At 35.8% G+C, this 20617-nt stretch carries 17 protein-coding genes; 13 read left to right on the plus strand and 4 right to left on the minus strand.

All coding sequences use genetic code 11. The features are described 5' to 3' along the window. Positions 1-116: 116 nt before the first annotated feature. Positions 117-566, plus strand: a complete 450-nt coding sequence (locus J4T76_RS02675; RefSeq protein ID WP_267339582.1) for a DUF3597 domain-containing protein — start codon at positions 117-119, stop codon at positions 564-566. 98 nt (positions 567-664) lie between these two features. Here the strand turns inward: J4T76_RS02675 and pth are convergent, their stop codons facing one another. Both pth and J4T76_RS02685 read right to left on the minus strand, forming a co-directional pair. Continuing rightward, the gene (gene pth / locus J4T76_RS02680; RefSeq protein WP_324123783.1) at positions 665-1249 is read right to left on the minus strand and encodes an aminoacyl-tRNA hydrolase; all 585 of its coding nucleotides are present in this window, start codon (positions 1247-1249) and stop codon (positions 665-667) included. Between the two features lie 93 nt (positions 1250-1342). Continuing rightward, on the minus strand, positions 1343-2290 hold the full coding sequence (locus tag J4T76_RS02685) for a ribose-phosphate pyrophosphokinase (protein ID WP_267339583.1): 948 nt from the start codon (positions 2288-2290) through the stop codon (positions 1343-1345). Between the two features lie 257 nt (positions 2291-2547). Between J4T76_RS02685 and trmB the strand changes: the two genes are divergently transcribed. The 11 genes from trmB to relA all read left to right on the plus strand — a co-directional run bounded on the left by trmB (position 2548) and on the right by relA (position 15939). Continuing rightward, complete coding sequence (gene trmB, locus J4T76_RS02690; RefSeq protein WP_267339584.1) at positions 2548-3249, plus strand: tRNA (guanosine(46)-N7)-methyltransferase TrmB; 702 nt, start codon at positions 2548-2550, stop codon at positions 3247-3249. A gap of 20 nt (positions 3250-3269) precedes the next feature. Beyond that, positions 3270-3995 carry an oxygen-insensitive NADPH nitroreductase gene (nfsA, locus tag J4T76_RS02695; protein ID WP_267355761.1) on the plus strand — a complete coding sequence of 242 codons (726 nt, stop codon included), beginning with the start codon at positions 3270-3272 and terminating at the stop codon, positions 3993-3995. After that, a complete protein-coding gene (locus J4T76_RS02700; RefSeq protein WP_267345173.1) occupies positions 3992-5149 on the plus strand; it encodes a histidine-type phosphatase in 1158 nt (385 codons plus the stop codon). Before nfsA ends, J4T76_RS02700 begins: the two co-directional genes overlap by 4 nt. A gap of 817 nt (positions 5150-5966) precedes the next feature. Then, entirely contained in the window at positions 5967-7241 is a 1275-nt protein-coding gene (locus J4T76_RS02705; protein ID WP_267339587.1) for an MFS transporter, read from the plus strand. A 43-nt stretch (positions 7242-7284) separates the two neighbouring features. Next, on the plus strand, positions 7285-8301 hold the full coding sequence (gene galE, locus J4T76_RS02710) for a UDP-glucose 4-epimerase GalE (RefSeq protein ID WP_267355763.1): 1017 nt from the start codon (positions 7285-7287) through the stop codon (positions 8299-8301). A gap of 53 nt (positions 8302-8354) precedes the next feature. After that, entirely contained in the window at positions 8355-9404 is a 1050-nt protein-coding gene (gene galT / locus J4T76_RS02715) for a galactose-1-phosphate uridylyltransferase (RefSeq protein WP_267339589.1), read from the plus strand. Beyond that, positions 9405-10562 (plus strand): galactokinase, encoded by a 1158-nt coding sequence (galK, locus tag J4T76_RS02720; protein WP_267354491.1) that lies wholly within the window; start codon positions 9405-9407, stop codon positions 10560-10562. A 32-nt stretch (positions 10563-10594) separates the two neighbouring features. Next, the gene (gene galM, locus J4T76_RS02725) at positions 10595-11551 is read left to right on the plus strand and encodes a galactose-1-epimerase (protein WP_443135231.1); all 957 of its coding nucleotides are present in this window, start codon (positions 10595-10597) and stop codon (positions 11549-11551) included. 284 nt (positions 11552-11835) lie between these two features. Next, the gene (coaD, locus tag J4T76_RS02730; protein ID WP_267339592.1) at positions 11836-12324 is read left to right on the plus strand and encodes a pantetheine-phosphate adenylyltransferase; all 489 of its coding nucleotides are present in this window, start codon (positions 11836-11838) and stop codon (positions 12322-12324) included. 17 nt (positions 12325-12341) lie between these two features. Then, positions 12342-13670, plus strand: coding sequence for a 23S rRNA (uracil(1939)-C(5))-methyltransferase RlmD (rlmD, locus tag J4T76_RS02735; RefSeq protein ID WP_267355765.1), 1329 nt, complete (start codon positions 12342-12344; stop codon positions 13668-13670). A 10-nt stretch (positions 13671-13680) separates the two neighbouring features. After that, positions 13681-15939: a GTP diphosphokinase gene (gene relA, locus J4T76_RS02740; RefSeq protein WP_267339594.1), complete on the plus strand. Its 2259-nt coding sequence runs from the start codon at positions 13681-13683 to the stop codon at positions 15937-15939. 46 nt (positions 15940-15985) lie between these two features. On the opposite strand, the gene folA is transcribed toward relA, so the two are convergent. Together folA and J4T76_RS02750 are read right to left on the minus strand one after the other, a co-directional pair. Beyond that, a complete protein-coding gene (gene folA, locus J4T76_RS02745; protein ID WP_416380315.1) occupies positions 15986-16486 on the minus strand; it encodes a type 3 dihydrofolate reductase in 501 nt (166 codons plus the stop codon). A gap of 5 nt (positions 16487-16491) precedes the next feature. After that, a complete protein-coding gene (locus J4T76_RS02750) occupies positions 16492-17556 on the minus strand; it encodes an MJ1255/VC2487 family glycosyltransferase (protein WP_267345167.1) in 1065 nt (354 codons plus the stop codon). 495 nt (positions 17557-18051) lie between these two features. On the opposite strand from J4T76_RS02750, the gene J4T76_RS02755 reads away from it, so the two are divergent. Then, complete coding sequence (locus tag J4T76_RS02755) at positions 18052-20583, plus strand: type VI secretion system Vgr family protein (protein ID WP_267355767.1); 2532 nt, start codon at positions 18052-18054, stop codon at positions 20581-20583. Positions 20584-20617: the final 34 nt, after the last annotated feature.

Raw genomic sequence — 20617 nt, forward strand, 5'->3', positions numbered from 1 at the left:
AAAATATTACTTTTTTGACTTTTCCTACTGTTCCGCGTTATATTAATAGTGATATTGTCTACATCCATATCGTTAAGCAGTCTTTTCAAAAGCAGTTTAAACATAAGAGGTGTAATATGGGTATCTTAAATAGTATTTTTTCTAAAATATTTCCAAGTGCGCAAGCAGCAGTAGGTAACGTTACTGATGCTGTCAAAAATCAAGTTAATAATATGACAGGTAATAACAAAGATACAACATCTACCGGTCAAGATCAAAACCAACAAAATCAGCAGAATCAACAAAACTCAGGAAACCAAACACCAGCATCAAATGTTGATGTTATGGCAATTCTTGAAAATTTAGCTAAAAAATTTCCTGAAAAACTAAACTGGAAGACATCAATTGTCGATCTTTTAAAACTTTTAGGTTTAGATAACAGTTTGGATGCTCGTAAAAAACTAGCTAAAGAGCTTGATTATACAGGTAGTATGGATGACACAGCTGCCATGAATACATGGCTAATAAAAGCAGTAATGAAAAAAATTGCGGAAAAAGGGGGAAATGTATCTCACCTTTTCTCTTAAAACAAAGAGCTAAAGCATGTTAAATCCACCTTTTATTATAGGTGGATTTTTAATAAAAACGCTATATTAGCGGTCTTGATACTTATCAACCCTATTCACTAGGCTTTAAAAGCATGCAATCGATTCATCGCGGTTTCAATACCATCAGACAACAAAATATCTGTACAACGTACCGATTCATCAATCGCTTTATCAATTAACTCTTGTTCTGCTTTTGAAGGCTTATTTAAAACAAAACCCACAACTTTATTTTTATCGCCGGGATGACCAATACCGATTCTTAAGCGATAAAAATTAGGATTATTACCTAATTTGTTGGCAATATCTTTCAAGCCATTATGCCCGCCATGGCTGCCGCCAAACTTGAATTTAGCAATACCTGGATTGAGATCGAGCTCATCATGCGCAACAAGAATCTCTTCAGGCTTAATCTGATAAAATGTTGCCATAGCTTGTACTGCTTTACCACTTAAATTCATAAAAGTTGTCGGTACCAATAAACGCACATCATGACCAGAAATAGTTATTCTTGAACTGTAACCAAAAAATTTTGGATCATTTTTTAAAGATTGATGATATCGATCCGCCAATTGTTCAACAAACCATGCTCCCGCATTATGGCGAGTTGCCGCATATTCGTTGCCAGGATTGGCTAGCCCTACAATAAGTTTAATAGTTGTCATGATAATTTGATAATAAATGTTGCTAGAAAATATAAGTTGCTCTAAGTAAAAAAGCCCCAAAAATGGGGCTGGTAATCATAATACTAAAACAGATTAGTAATGAAACATTGCTGAAATTGATTCTTCGTTACTAATACGACGAATGGCTTCAGCAAGCATACCTGATAAAGTTAATTGGCGCACATTTTTCAATGCTTTAACTTCAGCGGTTAATGGAATTGTGTCACAAACCACAATTTCATCAATAGCACAATTTTTAATATTACTGACTGCTTTTCCTGAAAAAATTGGATGAGTTGCATAGGCAAATACTCTTTTAGCGCCACGAGCCTTTAAGGCATCAGCAGCTTTACAAAGTGTTCCTGCAGTATCAATCATATCATCCACTAAAATACAATCACGATCAGCAACATCACCAATAATATTCATTACTTCAGCTTCATTGGCACGCTGACGACGTTTATCGATAATCGCCATATCAGTATCATTAAGAAGTTTGGCAATTGCACGCGCTCGCACCACACCACCTATATCAGGAGATACCACAATTGGGCGTTCAAAATCACGTTGCAACATATCTTCTAAAATAACTGGGCTACCAAATACATTATCAACAGGCACATCAAAGAAACCTTGAATCTGTTCAGCATGAAGATCAACTGTCAATACTCTATCAACACCAACAGTTGATAAAAAGTCAGCAACCACTTTAGCCGTAATAGGCACACGTGCAGAACGAACTCGACGATCTTGCCTTGCATAACCAAAATAAGGAATAACCGCAGTAATACGACCAGCTGATGCACGACGCATAGCATCAATCATTACCAATAATTCCATTAAGTTATCATTGGTTGGCGCGCAAGTTGATTGTATAATAAAAACATCTTCACCACGGACATTTTCATTAATTTGGACATTTACCTCACCATCACTAAAACGGCTAACTACAATGTCACCAAGAGAAGTATAAAGACGATTAGCTATACGTTTTGCTAGCTCGGGTGTGGCATTACCAGCAAAAAGCTTCATATCAGGCACGAGAAATCCTCAAGCATGTTATAATGATTACTTTATTTGTAATCGGTTAAATCGGAGCCATAATTATATAATTATTTATCTATCATGCTCAACCACAATATAAAAAATTATCAAAAATATTTGATATATATATCAAAATTATTAATTAAAAAAATTTGACCTTAAGATACTTTGGCTCATACCCCAAAATCGAGTAAAATAACGTACAAATCCATTAATTAGTTTTACTAAATTCCACAATCCAAGTAGATAACGTGATGAACGAACAATTAAATAGCAATAACCAAGAAATCAAACCCAAAAGAACGATCCGAAGTTTTGTACTACGACAAGGTCGTTTAACTAAAGGTCAAGAACAAGCATTAAATAATTTATGGCCAATATTTGGCATTGAATACCACTCAAACTCACCAATATGCTTTGATAAAAATAAATCTGTCGTTTTAGAAATTGGATTTGGCATGGGGGCATCATTAGTTAAAATGGCCCAAAATGCACAAGATAAAAACTTTCTAGGTATTGAAGTACACAAACCAGGTGTTGGTGCTTGTTTAATGGCTATTGAAGAAAACCAATTATCGAATTTAAAAGTAATGTGTCATGATGCCGTAGAAGTGCTAGAAAACATGATTCCTGATCATTCATTAGACAAAGTGCAGATCTTCTTTCCCGATCCATGGCATAAAGCAAGACACAACAAACGTCGCATTATTCAACCACAATTTGTACAATTAATTCGGCAAAAATTAAAAATCGGTGGTGTTTTACATTTGGCTACCGACTGGCAAAATTATGCCGAACATATGTTAGAGGTTTTAACTGAAGCTGAAGGTTTTGAAAATTTATCAGCTACAGGTGACTATATTCCACGACCGGATGATCGACCTATCACCAAATTTGAAAAACGTGGTCAAAATTTAGGTCATGGCGTTTGGGATTTACAGTTCATGAAAAAATAGCAATAAAACAAGGAGTCATTATGCAAAATAGAACAATTGATTTAATTTGTCACCGTCGTTCAATTCGGTCTTACCAATCAACGCCATTAACTAACGAACAAATTGAATTACTTGTGCAAGCTGCACAATCGGCTCCAAGTTCTAATTTTCTACAATGCACCACAATAATCAGAATTACTGACAACAAAAATCGCTCAAAACTAGCACATTATGCTGGAGATCAAAACTATATAAATCAAACCTCTGAATTTTGGGTGTTTTGTGCCGATTTTAATCGCCATTTTCAAATCGATCCAACCATTCCCCTTGAAAAAGCCGAACAGCTTTTAGTTGGTTGCATTGATACCGCTCTTATGGCACAAAATACTGTTATTGCGGCTGAATCATTAGGTTTAGGCACGGTTTATATTGGTGGGTTACGCAACAATATCGATAAAGTAACACAATTACTTGCCTTACCCAAATATGTTCTACCGCTTTTTGGACTTTGCATTGGTTACCCTGACCAAAATCCAGATCTTAAACCAAGATTACCAAAAGAATTAGTTTTTTTTGAAAATCACTACCAACCAATTAATCATCAATTATTAGCACAATACGATACTCAGTTGCGCCAATACTATGGACATCGACAAACCAATCAAAAAACAAGTGGTTGGAGTGATAAAATTGCAGAAACCCTTATTAAAGGGCAACGAGACTTCATTTTAAATTATTTGCATAAACAAGGATGGGTAACTCAATGAACAACAATCAATACCAATTAGACAAAGTCATTATATTAAGTCGTCACGGTATCCGTACTCCGTTAGAAAACACAATAGCATTGTTAGAACAATCCAGCCCGTTAAAATGGCCTAGCTGGGATCATGCTTATGGTTATTTAACAACGCGAGGAGGCGTATTAGAAGCTTTCTTTGGACATTATCTATCACAATGGCTTGAACAAAAAAACATTAATATTGAACCTCAAAATCCTGATATCTACGTTTATGCAAACAGCCTTCAAAGAACAGTGGCAACAGCTCAATTCTTAGTTAATGGCGCTTTTGCGGGTTATGACATTCCTATCCATCACAAATACACCATTGAAAAAATGGATCCGATTTTTGATCCAAGTGTACAAGATGACTCTACAGAATTAAAACAAGCTGTATTGAGGGATATTGAAGAGGCCGACAAAACCGCATCTATCTTCAAAAATTTAGCGCCCGCTTATCAAATGGTCTCAGATATATTGGACTATCCACATTCACAATTATATGCACGCTATCGATGTGATTTTGCCGATATCCCCTATGAACTCTATTTTAAAAAAAATGAAGAACCTGAGTTACATGGACCACTAGCCATCGGAATTTGTGCCGTTGATGCATTTTTATTACAATATTATTCTGCATTTCCAAAAGATCAGATCGCATGGGGCAAAATAACCCGCCTAGAACAATGGCAACAAATCCTGCAAATTCGTAACCACTATATTGATTTAGTCTTCCATTGCAAGACCATTGCTCAACACATTAGTAAATTATTAATCAATAAGATCGATGATTTACTGCATCACCAATCTCACAAAGTTAATCTACTCGTTGGGCATGATAGTACTATTGCAGCCTTGCTCGGCGCTTTGGATTTTGCACCATACCAGCTTCCAAACCAATGTGAAAATACACCAATCGGCGGGATGGTTATCTTCCAACGCTATCGCCACATTTCTTCAGGTGATTACTTTTTTAGAGCCGAATACGTTTATCAAAGTTTTGAACAACTTTATACTGGGCAGCCAATTGATATTCATAATCCACCACAACATTATCAATTAAAGTTGGAAAATGCTTATATCAACAGTGATGGTTATTATAATTGGGCAGATTTTGCAAAACGTTTAAAGGATAATTAATAGTCATTTAAATTTTTCAATAAGACATCGATTCCACCGACACACATCGGTGGAACACATAATCTTTAACGCAATTATCACAAGAATAATTAACGACTGTTTTCAGATGATCTATGAGTAATTTACGTAAAAATATTAATCCTATTAAGCTGATAAAATAGATTACTCACTCAGATCCGATCCCATAACATATTGATGCAAAAATCTGCACAACATATCTTCAGAAAACTACTTATTTTTAAAGGGAGATAATATAAAAACAAACTTAATATACGTTTTCACACCGATTCGATACATTTTCAAAAAAAGCTTACTGACCATTTGGATGAAAACCGTCATCTATGACCTAAATCTCATCTTTCAATATCATACTAAAAGATTAAGTACATTCACGGTACACCCATTTTATTTCTATTTTTAAGTGTCATTATTCATAAAATATCGTTATACCCAATAATTGTAATCGATTTCATAAATCACTTTTTTATAATAAATACCAAAATGAAAAAAAATTAAAAATTCATTTTATGTAAGTAAGCATTGCTGTAACCCTTACTCTATTGGCTACTATTGGCTATTATCACCTCAATAAATTAGAAAATAATTATAAAATATATACTGAAACGTCTGCTTAACCTCAAACTTTTTAACAAAAAACTTAAATGTAATCGATTTCATAAAATGTTAACTGGATCACTTTTTTGTAATAAATAAAGTGATAGTATTCATTTTAACCAATAACGTTTTCGATAAATAAAAGTGTAAACGATTTCTAAATGAGGCCAAATCATTTAAAGCTTAACAGAGGAAGTTCATCATGAATCAAAACATTAAGTCATCACTGCATAATAAAAACTATTGGGTATTTAGCCTCTACTTTTTTCTTTACTTTTTTATTATGGGAGCATACTGCCCTTTTTTTCCAGTTTGGTTAAAAATGATTGGCCTTGATGAAGCAAGTACAGGATACGTCTTTTCTTTTATTTCGTTATTTGCATTAGTTTTTCAACCTATTTTTGGTTTGATTTCGGATAAATTAGGATTAAAAAAACACCTGCTATGGATTATTACCCTGCTATTAGTATTGTTTGGACCATTTTTTATTTTCGTATTTGGACCACTACTCAAATTTAATGTCACGTTAGGTGCAATTGTGGGTGGATTTTACCTAGGTATGGTCTTTAGTGGTGGGGCTCCAGCTATCGAAGCCTTAGTTGAAAAAATCAGTCGTCGCAGTGGTTTTGAATTTGGTCGCAGTCGTATGTTTGGATGTTTTGGTTGGGCAATTTGTGCATCGTTTGTTGGGATTATGATATCGAAAAACGTCAATGCTGTTTATTGGTTATGTTCTGGATTTGCCCTAATTCTATTAATTTTAGTTAAAATCGCTGATCCGGCAAAAACCTCAACAACTGACGTAGTAGAACAATTGGGATTAAACAAACCTGAACCTTTCAATCTAAAACTGGCGTTAGATTTACTTAGAATGCGTAAGACATGGTTTTTTATGCTTTATATCGTTGGTGTAGCATGTACTTATGATGTATTTGACCAACAATTTGCTAACTTTTTTACTTCCTTTTTTTCAAGTGAGCAATTAGGCCGTGAAGCATTTGGTTACGTTACAACACTCGGCGAATTTTTAAATGCCACAGTAATGTTTTTTGCGCCCATAATTGTAATGAAAATCGGCAGTAAAAATACCTTATTGATTGCAGGCATAATCATGTCAATTCGTATCACTGGTTCAGCTTTTGCTAGTAACGCAGTTGAAGTGGTAATTTTAAAAACATTGCATATGTTTGAAGCACCATTATTATTAGTTGGAGCCTTTAAATATATTACTAAACACTTCCCTATTCGCTTATCAGCAACCGTTTACTTAATCGCATTTTGCTTTGCAAAACAATTATCTATCATGTTTATGTCTACTTTTGCTGGATTGATGTATGTTAATATTGGCTTTGAAGGAGCCTACTTAGTTCTTGGACTCATCGCTTTCAGCTTTACACTGATTTCGTCCTTCACATTATCAGGACGTGGACCATGGGATGTTTTCAAATATAAAAAAAATGAAGAATCCGGTAATTAATTTCGATTCTCTGAACATAATTAACTTAAATTAAGGTATTTAGATGAAAATATTAGTCACTGGCGGTTGTGGATATATCGGTAGCCATACTTGTGTTCAACTCATTCAATCAGGCTATACACCTATTATTATTGATAATTTATTCAATAGTAAAGCCTCAGTATTACAAAGAATACAAACTATCACAGGGAAACCTATTATCTTCTATCAAGGGGATGTGTGTGATGCAAAATTATTAGCAACCATTTTTAAAGAGCACAACATCAAAGCCGTTATTCACTTTGCTGGTTTAAAAGCTGTTGGTGAGTCTGTATACAAACCGCTGGAATACTATGAAAATAATGTGTATGGCAGCATTGTGTTAATGAAAGCGATGCGTGATGCAGGGGTTAAGCAATTGGTATTCAGTTCTTCAGCTACGGTATACGGTGAATTAGCACCCGTTCCTTACGTTGAAACGTTACCGCAAGGATTACCTACTAGCCCATACGGTAAAAGTAAACTTATGGTTGAACAATGCATGATGGATTTAGCCAATGCTGAGCCTGATTGGTCATTAACACTGCTACGTTATTTCAATCCAGTTGGTGCTCATCCTAGTGGTTTAATGGGTGAAGATCCTCTTGGTATTCCAAATAATCTTATGCCATATATTACTCAAGTTGCAGTGGGTAAACGTGAATCTCTGGCTGTGTTTGGTAATGATTATCCAACCGAAGATGGCACTTGTGTTCGCGATTTTATTCACGTTGTGGACTTAGCTGATGGACACATTGCTGCACTTAAAGCTGATCAAAATAGAGTTGGAATCCATATTTATAATTTGGGTTCAGGTGTTGGTTACAGTGTTTTCCAAGTAATTAAAGCTTTTGAAAAAGCGTCAGGAAAACCACTTAACTGGCATTTTGCACCTCGCCGTGCTGGTGATTTGCCGGCTTTCTGGGCTGATGCTAACAAAGCCGAACAAATATTAGGTTGGAAAACCAAACTCACCCTTGATGATATGGTAAAAGATTCATGGAATTGGCAATCTAATAATCCACAAGGCTATCCTGATTGAATTGAAGCTCGACAATAATAACAACAAAATCGAATCAAATTAAAGAGGCAAATATGGATATTTTTAACCCAGTAGATCATCCTCATCGTCGTTATAATCCATTAACTAATCAGTGGATACTTGTTTCACCACATAGAGCAAAACGTCCTTGGCAAGGACAACAAGAAGAGTTAAGCGAAGAACAAAAACCGAGTCACGATCCAACTTGTTTTTTGTGTGCAGGAAACAAGCGAATAACCGGTGATATCAATCCCAACTATAAGGGGACTTTCGTCTTTACCAATGATTTTGCTGCATTGATGGAAGATACGCCAATTTCGCCAGATAATAATGATCCGCTATTTCAAATGCAAAGTGCCAGAGGCACAAGTCGCGTTATCTGTTTTTCACCTGATCACAGTAAAACTTTGCCTGAACTCGATTTATCTACCATTGAAAGCATGATCAAAACGTGGATAGGTCAACAACAAGAATTAAGTAAAAAATATCCTTGGGTACAAATATTTGAAAATAAGGGCTCAATCATGGGGTGTTCTAACCCACACCCACATGGACAAATTTGGGCAAACAGCTTTTTACCCAACCAAATTGCGCGTGAAGATCTCAATATGCGCAATTACTATGAAAAATATCACCGAAATCTGTTAGTTGATTATGTAGAAAAAGAACAAATAAAGCGTGAGCGAATTGTCGTTGAAACCAAACATTGGTTGGCCGTGGTCCCTTTTTGGGCAACTTGGCCATTTGAAACATTATTATTACCCAAAATGCATATTCCACAATTAACCTCACTAACAAGCAATCAACAAAGTGATTTAGCAATAGCACTGAAAAAATTAACCAGCCGCTACGATAATTTATTTCGTTGCTCTTTTCCTTATTCAATGGGTTGGCATGGCGCACCATTTATGCAAAATACAACTGATTATTGGCAAGTTCATGCTCACTTTTATCCACCGTTGTTACGTTCAGCAACAATCAAAAAATTTATGGTCGGTTACGAAATGTTAGCCGAAGTACAACGAGATTTAACGCCGGAACAGGCAGCTGAAAGACTGCGTAATGTTAGTGATGTGCATTATAAAGAGATAAAGGATAAATAAATGAAAGAATTAATCAATAAAACTTCGCAAGCATTTGAAGCTAAATTTGGCTATAAACCCGATACGACAATACAAGCGCCAGGTCGCGTAAATTTAATTGGTGAACATACCGATTATAATGACGGATTTGTACTCCCTTGCGCTATTAATTATCAAACAGTAATCAGCTGTCATAAACGTTCAGATAATTTGATTCGGGTCATTGCAGTTGACTACAATAATGAGCAAGACGAATTTTCATTAGATTCCTCAATTGAAAAACATCCAAAATACCAATGGGCTAACTATGTACGTGGCGTAATCAAACATTTAAAAAAATATACTCATAATATACAAGGGGTTGATCTAGCCATTAGTGGTGATGTGCCACAAGGTGCAGGACTTAGTTCATCAGCATCACTTGAAGTTGCCATAGCTAAAATGTTTCAGGTTTTATATAATTTGCCATTAGATGGCACTAAATTAGCGTTGATTGGTCAGGAAGCAGAAAACCAATTTGTTGGTTGTAATTGTGGAATAATGGATCAGCTTATCTCCGCACTAGGGCAAGCACAGCATGCCTTACTGATTGATTGCCGATCATTAGAGGCAATGCCAGTTTCAATACCTAAAGATTTTGCAGTCGTAATTATCAACTCAAATATCAAACGTGGTTTAGTGGACAGCGAATACAACAGTCGTCGTCAACAATGCGAAACAGCCGCTAAAGCCTTTGGTGTCAAAGCGTTACGAGATGTAACTTTAGATGAATTAAAGCAAATTAAAAATAAACTGGATCCTATTGTTTTTAAACGCGCTCGTCACATAATTACCGAAAACGATCGTACCTTAAAAGCAGCTGTAGCACTGGCAAATAGCGACTATAAACTACTATCAAATCTTATGGCACAAAGCCATAACTCTATGCGTGATGATTTTGAAATCACTGTGCCAGCCATTGATTATCTTGTTGAAATCATACACAACAACCTAGGTGAACAAGGTGGCGTACGTATGACAGGTGGAGGTTTTGGGGGATGTGTAGTTGCACTCGTACCAAAAAATAAAGTTGACGATATCAGAGCCGTCGTTAAAAATAATTATGCTAAAGAATTTGGAATCAAAGAAGATTTTTATGTCTGCATACCAAGTAAAGGGGCACACGCTTTATGCTCATAAAACAGATTATAACACTTTCAAACAGACAGGGAATGACAATTAAACTTTCAAACTGGGGAGCAACTTGGCTCTCTTGTCAATTACCCGTTGCAGGACAAAATCGTGAAGTACTACTTGGTTGTAAAAATTTGGAACAATATGCACAACAAAAGGCCTATCTTGGGGCTACCATTGGTCGATATGCTAACCGAATTGCAAACGCAACCATTGAAATTAACGGAATAAACTACTCACTTAGTGCCAATCAAGGAACAAACCAATTGCATGGCGGTAAATTCGGATTTGATAAACAACTATGGCACATCCAATCTCAATCTGACAAGCAAGTTATATTTACCTTGATATCGCCTGATGGAGATCAAGGATTCCCTGGAGAGCTAAAAGTTGAAGTTACCTATAAACTCACCGATGACAATCAAGTTATTCTCTCTTTTAATGCGATTACCACCAAAACTACCCCTGTAAATCTAACCAATCATGCTTACTTTAATTTAGACGGAGAAACGAGCAAAGATATCCTAAATCACACCTTACAAGTTAATGCTGACTTTTATTTACCGGTTGATCATAGCGGCATACCAAACAGTGATTTAGTGAGCGTTAACCAATATGACATGGATTTACGCAGACCAAAATTCATCGCCGAAAGATTTCTAGAAAGCCCGATAAGACAAATCACTGGCGGTTATGATCATGCTTACTTATTAAATAAATCGCAATCCATTGCCGCTAAACTAATATCAGCCGATAAAAAAGTGAAGATGAATGTGAAAACAACCCTACCCGCACTGCAAATCTATACCGGTAATTTTTTAAAACATACGCCTAACAGGCATAATGGTCAATACAATAATTTTGCAGGAATAGCTTTAGAAGCTCAGTTTTTACCTGATAGCCCTCATCATCCTGACTGGCCACAACCAAGCTGTTATTTAGAACCTCAACAAACTTATCATCATCAAATTTGTTATCAATTTGATATTAAATAGGAATTATTAAAAAACTATTGATTAACTCACATTCTCATCATCAATCACTACTCTTTAATAACACTGTATGAATAAAATTATGCAATGAACAAATAATGTTCTCATCCTGTTAAACTGATCACACAATTTTATAAGAGATCTAACACTTTGTGTTTTTTTGTAAAAAAGTTTCAGGTTATCGCTACGTTTGAGTATAAAAACAATTGCTTCTATCACGTTAAACTAACAATCTTGAGCAAAATTAGGTATGATATTCACATCTTTGCTAATGGATAACATAATAAATGAAAAGCAAAACTTTAACCGCAATCTTCCCTGGAACGTTTGATCCCATTACTAATGGGCATATTGATCTCATTACCCGAGCATCATTACTTTTTCCTCGTTTAGTTGTTGCGGTTGCTGAAAGTCCTAATAAAAATAGACTTTTCACCTTAGAAGAACGAGTTAATCTAGCATCTACTGCTGTTGAGCATCTTCTTAATGTCGAAATTATTGGTTTTGATAATTTAATGGCTAATTTTGCCCAAACACATAATGCTACAGTGATTGTTCGTGGGGTACGCACCACACATGATTTTGAATATGAAAGACAACTTGCCGAAATGAATCGTGCATTAAAACCAGATTTAGATACTATATTTTTGATGCCATCAATAGCCATGGGCTTTATTTCATCAACGATTGTCAAAGATGTGGCTTATCATGGTGGTGATATTACCAATTTAGTGCCTACCCATGTCAAAATAGAATTGTTAAAACGACTAACTTAGATTTTAAACTTACGATTATGGTTAAATTTTACACACCAACCAAAAAAAAGCTTACCTCCCAAAAATTGACCGTTACTGTTTCGTCACTTGATGCCTTTGGACAAGGTGTTGCTAGTCACAACGGCAAAACAATTTTTATTAAGTCAGCCTTACCTGATGAAACCGTTGATATTAAATTAACAGAAGATAAAAAAAATTACGCGAAAGCGACGGTTATAAAATATTACAATCAAAGTAACGAACGGGTTAAACCTCAATGTGAATATTTTAAAAAATGTGGTGGTTGCGAGCTCCAACACCTCTCATCACATTTACAACAACATGCCAAATATACGGCACTGATTAACTTATTACAAAAAGAAAGTGGACAGTCTTTAGCAAATATTGTTAAAAATTCACCGCAAATAATTGCCGATCAACCTTACCATTATCGCCGACGAGCAAGATTGGCAATTCATCTTGTTAAAGGTGAATTATTTATTGGATTTCGTCAGGCTGAATCAAGTCAAATAATCAATATTGAGCATTGTCCAATATTGGTTGAACAATTAGATTTATTACTTGCTCCATTACAACATTGTCTACGCAAAATTACCCAAAAAAAAGCGCTCGGTCACATTGAATTAATCGCCGTAGATAGTGGTGTGCTGATTGTATTAAGACACACATTACCAATGACACCACAAGATACCAAAATACTGAAACAATTTGCTGAAGATCATCAACTTACGCTCTATTTTTACGGAACAGAATTAGTCCACATTAGGGGGAACAAAGAACATTATTATTTAATCAATCAATTAAAGTTAACCTTTAGTCCACTTGATTTTATTCAAGTAAATAGCAAAATTAATAAAAAAATGATTAATCAAGCTTTGGAATGGTTAACATTAAAACCAACGGATAATGTATTAGATCTATTTTGTGGAATGGGTAATTTTTCATTGCCGATGTCAACATTATGTAAATCGGTTACTGGAATTGAAGGCATCCATACTCTGGTTGAAAAAGCCAAATTCAATGCTTTATTAAACAACAAAGAAATTTGTGCTAAAACACATTTTTTAGTTAATAATTTAGATGATCAACAGCAACTTTCGACATGGAGTCATGCTAAATTTGAAAAAGTATTATTAGATCCTGCTAGAGCAGGTGCTTACAATGCTACAGCAGAAATTGTGAAGATAGCACCAGAAAAGATTGTTTACATTTCGTGCAACCCTGCTACCCTAGCGAGAGACTGTAAGCAATTTATTGATAAAGGATATAAAATTGCTCAAGTTGCTATTTTGGATATGTTTCCGCAAACCAAGCACATTGAATCAATGTTGCTGTTAACAAAGTAGGATAGTAATTATGGTATCAGTTAGAGGAGCCCATCAACACAGTGAAGAGCATTATTCTCTTGCACAATTTGATATTGAAAGATGGACCAGTCAAGAATTATTATTAGTCAATCCAACCTCTTATAAAAAATTCAAAGAAGTTTGGGACTTTTGTTTTGAAAACAGTGCCGGTGCACCTGAACAGATCCACTGCTTCCAAAATGCGATTGAAATGGTCGAAATTTTATCGACGCTTAATATGGACATTAACAGTCTGTGTGCCGCGTTATTACTTCCTTTCGTTGACACCAAAATTATTCGTCGAGAAGATATTCCCGAAGATTTCGATCGCGAAATTTCAAATATTATTTCCAGCATAGTAAGAATGAAAGAAATTCGCCACTTACGAGCAATTCGTAACGGCAGTGCAACGACGGAACAAATTGATAGTATTCGCCGCATGTTACTGGCAATGGTAAATGATTTTCGCAGTGTTGTAATTAAATTAGCAGAACGCATTACTTATTTACGCGATTTGATGTCTGCCCCGCAAGAAGAACAAGTTTTAGCCGCCAAAGAGTGCTTTAACATCTATGCACCCCTAGCTAACCGATTAGGCATTGGTCAATTAAAATGGGAACTGGAAGATTTTTGCTTCCGCTATTTATATCCTGATAAATATCGCCTTATCGCCAAAAAATTGCAAGAAAAGCGCTTAGATCGGGAATTATATATCAATCGATTTGTTAAGCACCTACAAGATTTAATGAATCAAGATCACATACGTGCTGAAGTTTATGGACGCCCTAAACATATATACAGTATCTGGCGCAAAATGGAACGTAAACATCTGAAATTTGAAGAACTTTATGATATTCGTGCAGTTCGAATCATTTGTGATCGTATCGAAGATTGTTACAACGCTTTAGGTATTGTTCATAGTCATTACAAACATATTGCTAAAGAATTTGATGACTATGTTGCCAATCCAAAACCGAACGGTTATCAATCCATTCATACGGTCGTTTATGGACCGCAAGATAAAACGATCGAAATTCAAATCCGTACTGAACAAATGCACAATGACGCAGAACTAGGTATTGCTGCGCATTGGAAGTATAAAGAAGGCAGTACCGATAAAATGACTGCTTATGATCAGCGAATTTCTTGGTTACGTAAACTGCTAACTTGGCAACAAGAAATGTCTGAAAGTGGTGAAATTCAAGAAGCCGTACGCAGCCAAATTTTTGATGATCGAGTCTATGTTTTTACGCCTAAAGGGGATGTGGTTGATTTACCAGCCGGTTCGACTCCACTTGATTTCGCCTATCACATCCACAGTGATGTAGGACACCGCTGTATTGGTGCAAAAGTAGGCGGACGCATTGTCCCTTTTACCTATAATTTAAAAATGGGCGATCAAGTTGAAGTCATTACCCAAAAACAACCCAATCCAAGTCGCGATTGGTTAAATCCAAATACCGGATTTGTGAACAGTAGTCGTGCCAGAGCTAAAATTCAGGCCTGGTTTAAAAAACAAGATCGTGAAAAAAACATCGCCTCGGGTGAACAAATCTTACACAATGAGCTAGAGCCATTAAACATTACTTTAAAAAGTGTCGAAAAAGTACTAATCAGTAAATACAATGCTCACTCATTTGACGAAGTTCTTGCCGGTATTGGCAGTGGTGATATTAGAATTAATCAGTTAGTTAATTTTATTAATGCTCAATTTAATAAACCAACGGCAGAAGAGGAAGACGAAGCCGTATTAAAGCAAATTGCTCAAAAATCAAATACACAAACTAAAAATAACAACAAATCAGGCAATAAAAAAGGCAGTGAAATTATTATAGAAGGTGTAGGAAATTTAATGTACACCATTGCTAATTGCTGTCGTCCTATCCCCGGTGATCCTATCGCTGGATTTGTCACTCAAGGACGGGGTATTTCAATCCATCGTGCTGATTGTGAACAGTTACTGGATCTAAAAAATCACGCTCCTGAACGCATCACTAACGCTGTTTGGAGTAACAATACGCACTCAGGCTATACCATGGTAATGCAAATCGTTGCTAACGATCGCAGCGGTTTATTAAGGGATATCACAACAATATTAGCTAACGAAAAAATACAGGTACTTGGACTTATAAGCCGTTCAGATATAAAGCAACAATTAGCAACCATTGAGGTAGACATGAAAATCTTTGATCAAGATTCATTAAATCGCATTCTTAATAAAATAAAACAACTACCCGATGTGATTGAGGCCAAACGTTTTCAAGGCTAATTTAGCATAAGATCGCCACATTTAAGTGGCGATTATGCACAAAAGGTTATTTACGTTCTAAAATTTCAAATTGATATGGATAGCTATTTTGCTCATCGGCTTGATGATCTTGTTGATAAATCACCTGCCATTGCTCAGGTAAATAATCGGGAAAATAGGTATCTCCTTGAAGATCGGCATCGATGTGCGTTAAATACAGCCGATTAATTAAAGGTAAAACCTGCTGATAAATATTTCCACCACCAATGACAAAAGCTTCTTCTACGTGCTGTGCTTGCACGAGTGATAAAGCTGCCTCGATCGATTGCACCCAACTTATATTTGGGTTGGCATTAAGGTCACTGACAGCTTGCCGTGAAACAATAATATTATGACGATTGGGAAGCGGTCTACCAATCGATTCAAACGTTTTTCTCCCCATAATCACAGGTTTATGGAGTGTATTTTTTTTGAACCATGCCAAATCAGCGGGTAAATGCCAAGGCATTTGATTATTTTGGCCAATAACACGATGATGTGCCATAGCAACGATAACACTTAAAATCATACTAATTACACGTATCCTAAAGATTTAATTCGTTGATTTACATTTTCTGGAAAAATGGTTTCACTCCACAACCTTCGGCTTAAAGAAAGTAAAGGCTCTGTCTGTCCGGAAACTATCCAATTTGCTAATTCGGTTGCTACATCAGGATAGATTGTTGGTTTAGGAGAAGGTAAGCTCAACCAATATTTAAGTTTGATACAATTTAAACTCTCCATAACAGTTGCCATATCTAACGTATGCAAACAACGTGCATTATAGATTTGCTCAAATTGTCCTGATACAGGCTTAGTCAAAATCTTTTTACCTAATACTAACGCTTCTGAAATTAGGGCAAAACCAGTATTAGTAATAATACCGGAACAACTGACTAAAGCAGCGGTAAAATTATCACGACCAAGTGGTTGAAAAATAATATTGCTTTGTTGTGACAGTTGCTTTATATCCGGATGAAAACAGATAAATTGATGATCCGGAAACTGTTTCAACATTAACGTAATTTCGTCTAATGCTTCAAAAGGCAAATAAACAATAATATTTCCATCTTCAGTTGGTGCAACGTTAAAGGAGTCAATCATTGGTGGAATCAATTTATGCCCAAAATGAAACCAATGTAGGCCAATGGGTTTAGTGACAGGCGCATAATACTTCATAATTACATTCGCTATCATCCCATATTCTTTAGGCTTAAGATATTGGCATACAGCCTGATTACTGATACCTAAACAGTCCCGATGCTGATAATGTGCAGCCCAAGCACTAACTGGCTCAAAATCGCTAATAATACAATCATATTTTGACAAATCGAGTTCACGAACATCTTTAACCAGGCGAAAGGCTCGAATTCGCTGAACGGTTTTACGAAAATTGATTTTGCCATTTAGTGTCGCAAATGACACACCACGATAGGTTTTATAATTACCAAAAGCTTGCATATCAAAATAGTCTTTAGGATTACGGCCACTGAAGATATAGTCAACATCAGCACCAGCTATTTTAAGAGCTTTGGCTAATGTTCTACAACGACTGACATGGCCATTTCCTGTTCCTTGAACACCAAAGAGAATTTTCATATCAATATTATTCGATAGTTGTTATTAGCAAATATAATACCAGAACACTCAATTATTAGCTCCATTATTTTAAGCAAATAAACTCGATATTGATAACAAACATTGATTCACATCAACTTTGATTGCAAACCATAAAATGAAGTTAAACAATTTATCTATCAATCAAAACATTGTTGAACATTTAACGTTTAATGTTATGAGTGAATTTTATCCAAATTCACTCATGGTAATTCAATCTTACAAACAGCAAAAAATTTTTAAATCACGTTTTCCTTCTGTCGTTAACTTTCAATAATAAATTAAAACATCGATATAAAACAATACAATAAATAAAATAATTATTACAGAATCTTATTTATTTCAGTAATGAAATAAAGATTGCATTATTCAAAAAAACATCGTATGTTATTTCGCGTATATTGATTGTCATTATTATGAATTATTTGGTTTAAATTAATCAACAAACCATAACGATCTAAATTAAAGGAATGCATTATGAATTCTATGGAGTCAATCGTTAACAATATTTCATCGTTCATAAATAACTCGTCACTTAATAACTATTCGCTCAACATTGAAGGTTTAAATAACGAGTTAACCTTACCTTCTATTGAATCCATTAAGGGCAATGAAGCGTTAAATATACCTTGGCATTACAACATTATCTTCACATGCCCAAATAAGCATATTGAGATTGATTCAGTACTTAGCCAACATGCTTCTTTAACTTTACAGACTCACAATTTAGCCAATACCTTAACACATCTTACTTCTTATAATCTAAATCAAAAACCAAAAACGCTTCATGGCATTATTACTCAATTCAGCCTGTTATCTATTAATAAAGATGAAGCTCGCTATCAGGTGACACTTGAACCACGCTTAGCATTGCTGGCAAATAGCTATCACTGCGCAATTTATCAAAATCAAAGTGTTGTTGCTGTGGTAGAAGAAGTCCTGCGTAACCATCATTTTATTGGTATTGATTACCGATTTGAACTTAAAGAAACTTATCCCGAAAGGGAGTTTATTACTCAATGGCAAGAAAGTGATCTCACTTTTATACAACGATTGCTTGCAGATGTTGGGATCTGGTTCCGTTTTGAAACGCATCCTGAGCATTATTGTGATGTGATGGTAATAAGTGATGATCAACAAGGATTTGCAGACGGTGGCACCATTTCACTCAAAACACCAAGTGGAATGCATGATGATCATCAAAACAGTGTCTGGGATTTACAATTCACCAGCCACACCAAGCCCCAAAATGTCATTGTTAACGACTATAACTATCGCTCAGCTGACAGTGATCTTAATACTCAAATCAATACCCAACCTAAAGATATCACCACCCGTGGTGATGACTATCATTATGAAGAGCATTACAAATTGCGGGGAGACGAACGCACCATTGAAAGTGGTCAATGGTATGCACAAATTCGCCATCAGCAGTATATCAGTGGCAAACTTATTATTTCTGGCAAATGCAATGACTACAATCTTGCTCCCGGTCAACATATTATCATACCTCAATGTCCAATTAATGATATCCATAATGGTATTATTATTCTCTCGACACAAAATTATGGAGACAGAACTTATCCTTATCAAACCCATTTTACTGCCATTGCCTATGATGAGCTTAAACCTTATCGCCCTACGCCCTTACCATGGCCACAAGTTAGTGGTACGTTACCAGCCAAAGTAACCAGTCCTGATAACGATACATACGCCTACATTGATATTCAAGGACGCTATCGAGTCAAATTCAATTTTGATTTAAAAAATTGGAAAAACGGTTACGAAAGCTTATGGGTCCGGCTTGCTAAACCTTATGCCGGTGAAACTTATGGTTTTCACTTTCCATTAATTGATTCAACCGCAGTAGCCATAGCCTTTACGAATGGTAATCCTGATAGACCCTATATTGCTCATGCTATGCACGATAGTATGCATCCCGATCACATCGCGACGGCCAATAAGCATCGAAATGTGATTCGTACCCCAGCTAACAATAAACTAAGAATGGATGATAAACGTGGGCAAGAACATATCAAACTCTCTACCGAATATGGCAAAACTCAACTTAACTTAGGTCATCTGGTTGATGGGGAAAAAAATCAGCGTGGTGAAGGTTTTGAATTACGTACTGATGAATGGGGAGCGATACGTGCAGGTAAAGGCGTATTTATCACTGCTGACGAACAATCTAAAGCGCAGAATATACAACTTAATATGCAAGAAGCCAAAGAACAACTTGAAAAAACCGTTAATATGGTCTCGGCATTACAAAGTGCCGCCAAACAAGCTGAAGCTGAATTAGCCGACTTAGAAAGTCAAAAAAAACTGTTCACCCAATCGCTGGCAGAATTAAAACAGGCGTCCATTTTATTATCATCACCTAAAGGAATTGCCCAAGTCACACCAGACAACATTCAATTAGCGGCAGGTAAAAATATTATGTTCGCCAGTCATCAACACACCGATATTAATGTATTAAGAAAATTTACCGTGGCAGCAGGCGAAATCATCAGTTTATTTTCACAAAAATTGGGGATTAAATTGCTGGCCTCTCATGGCAAAGTGGATATTCAGGCGCAGAGTGATGAAATGTCACTCACTGCACAAAAAGACCTGACAATGGTAAGTCAACAAGGGCGAACAATTATTTCGGCTAAAAAAGAACTTATTTTAACTTGTGGTGGTGCTTACATTCGTCTTGCTGATGGTTCAATTGACATAGCTGCACCAGATAATGTCATTTGTCGGGCAGCGACATGGCAAAAAACTGGTCCAGATAGTTTAAGTCAAATGTCGAATGAACAAAAAACAAGTAATTATTCTTTTAAATCCCGACTGCTTTGGCAACATGATGGCACTCCAGTCAAAAACCGAAAAGTAAGAATTATTCGTGCAGACAACAGTGAGATCAATACGATAACTGACGAAAACGGCAAACTACCCGAACAGTTTGGCCAATTTATAGAACCAATTACCGTGGTAATAGAACCTGAAAACAAAATTTAACAGGTCAATGATTACCAATAATTATTGTAAAAAA

The organism is Gilliamella sp. B3022 (assembly GCF_028751545.1).
Taxonomy (GTDB): domain Bacteria; phylum Pseudomonadota; class Gammaproteobacteria; order Enterobacterales; family Orbaceae; genus Gilliamella.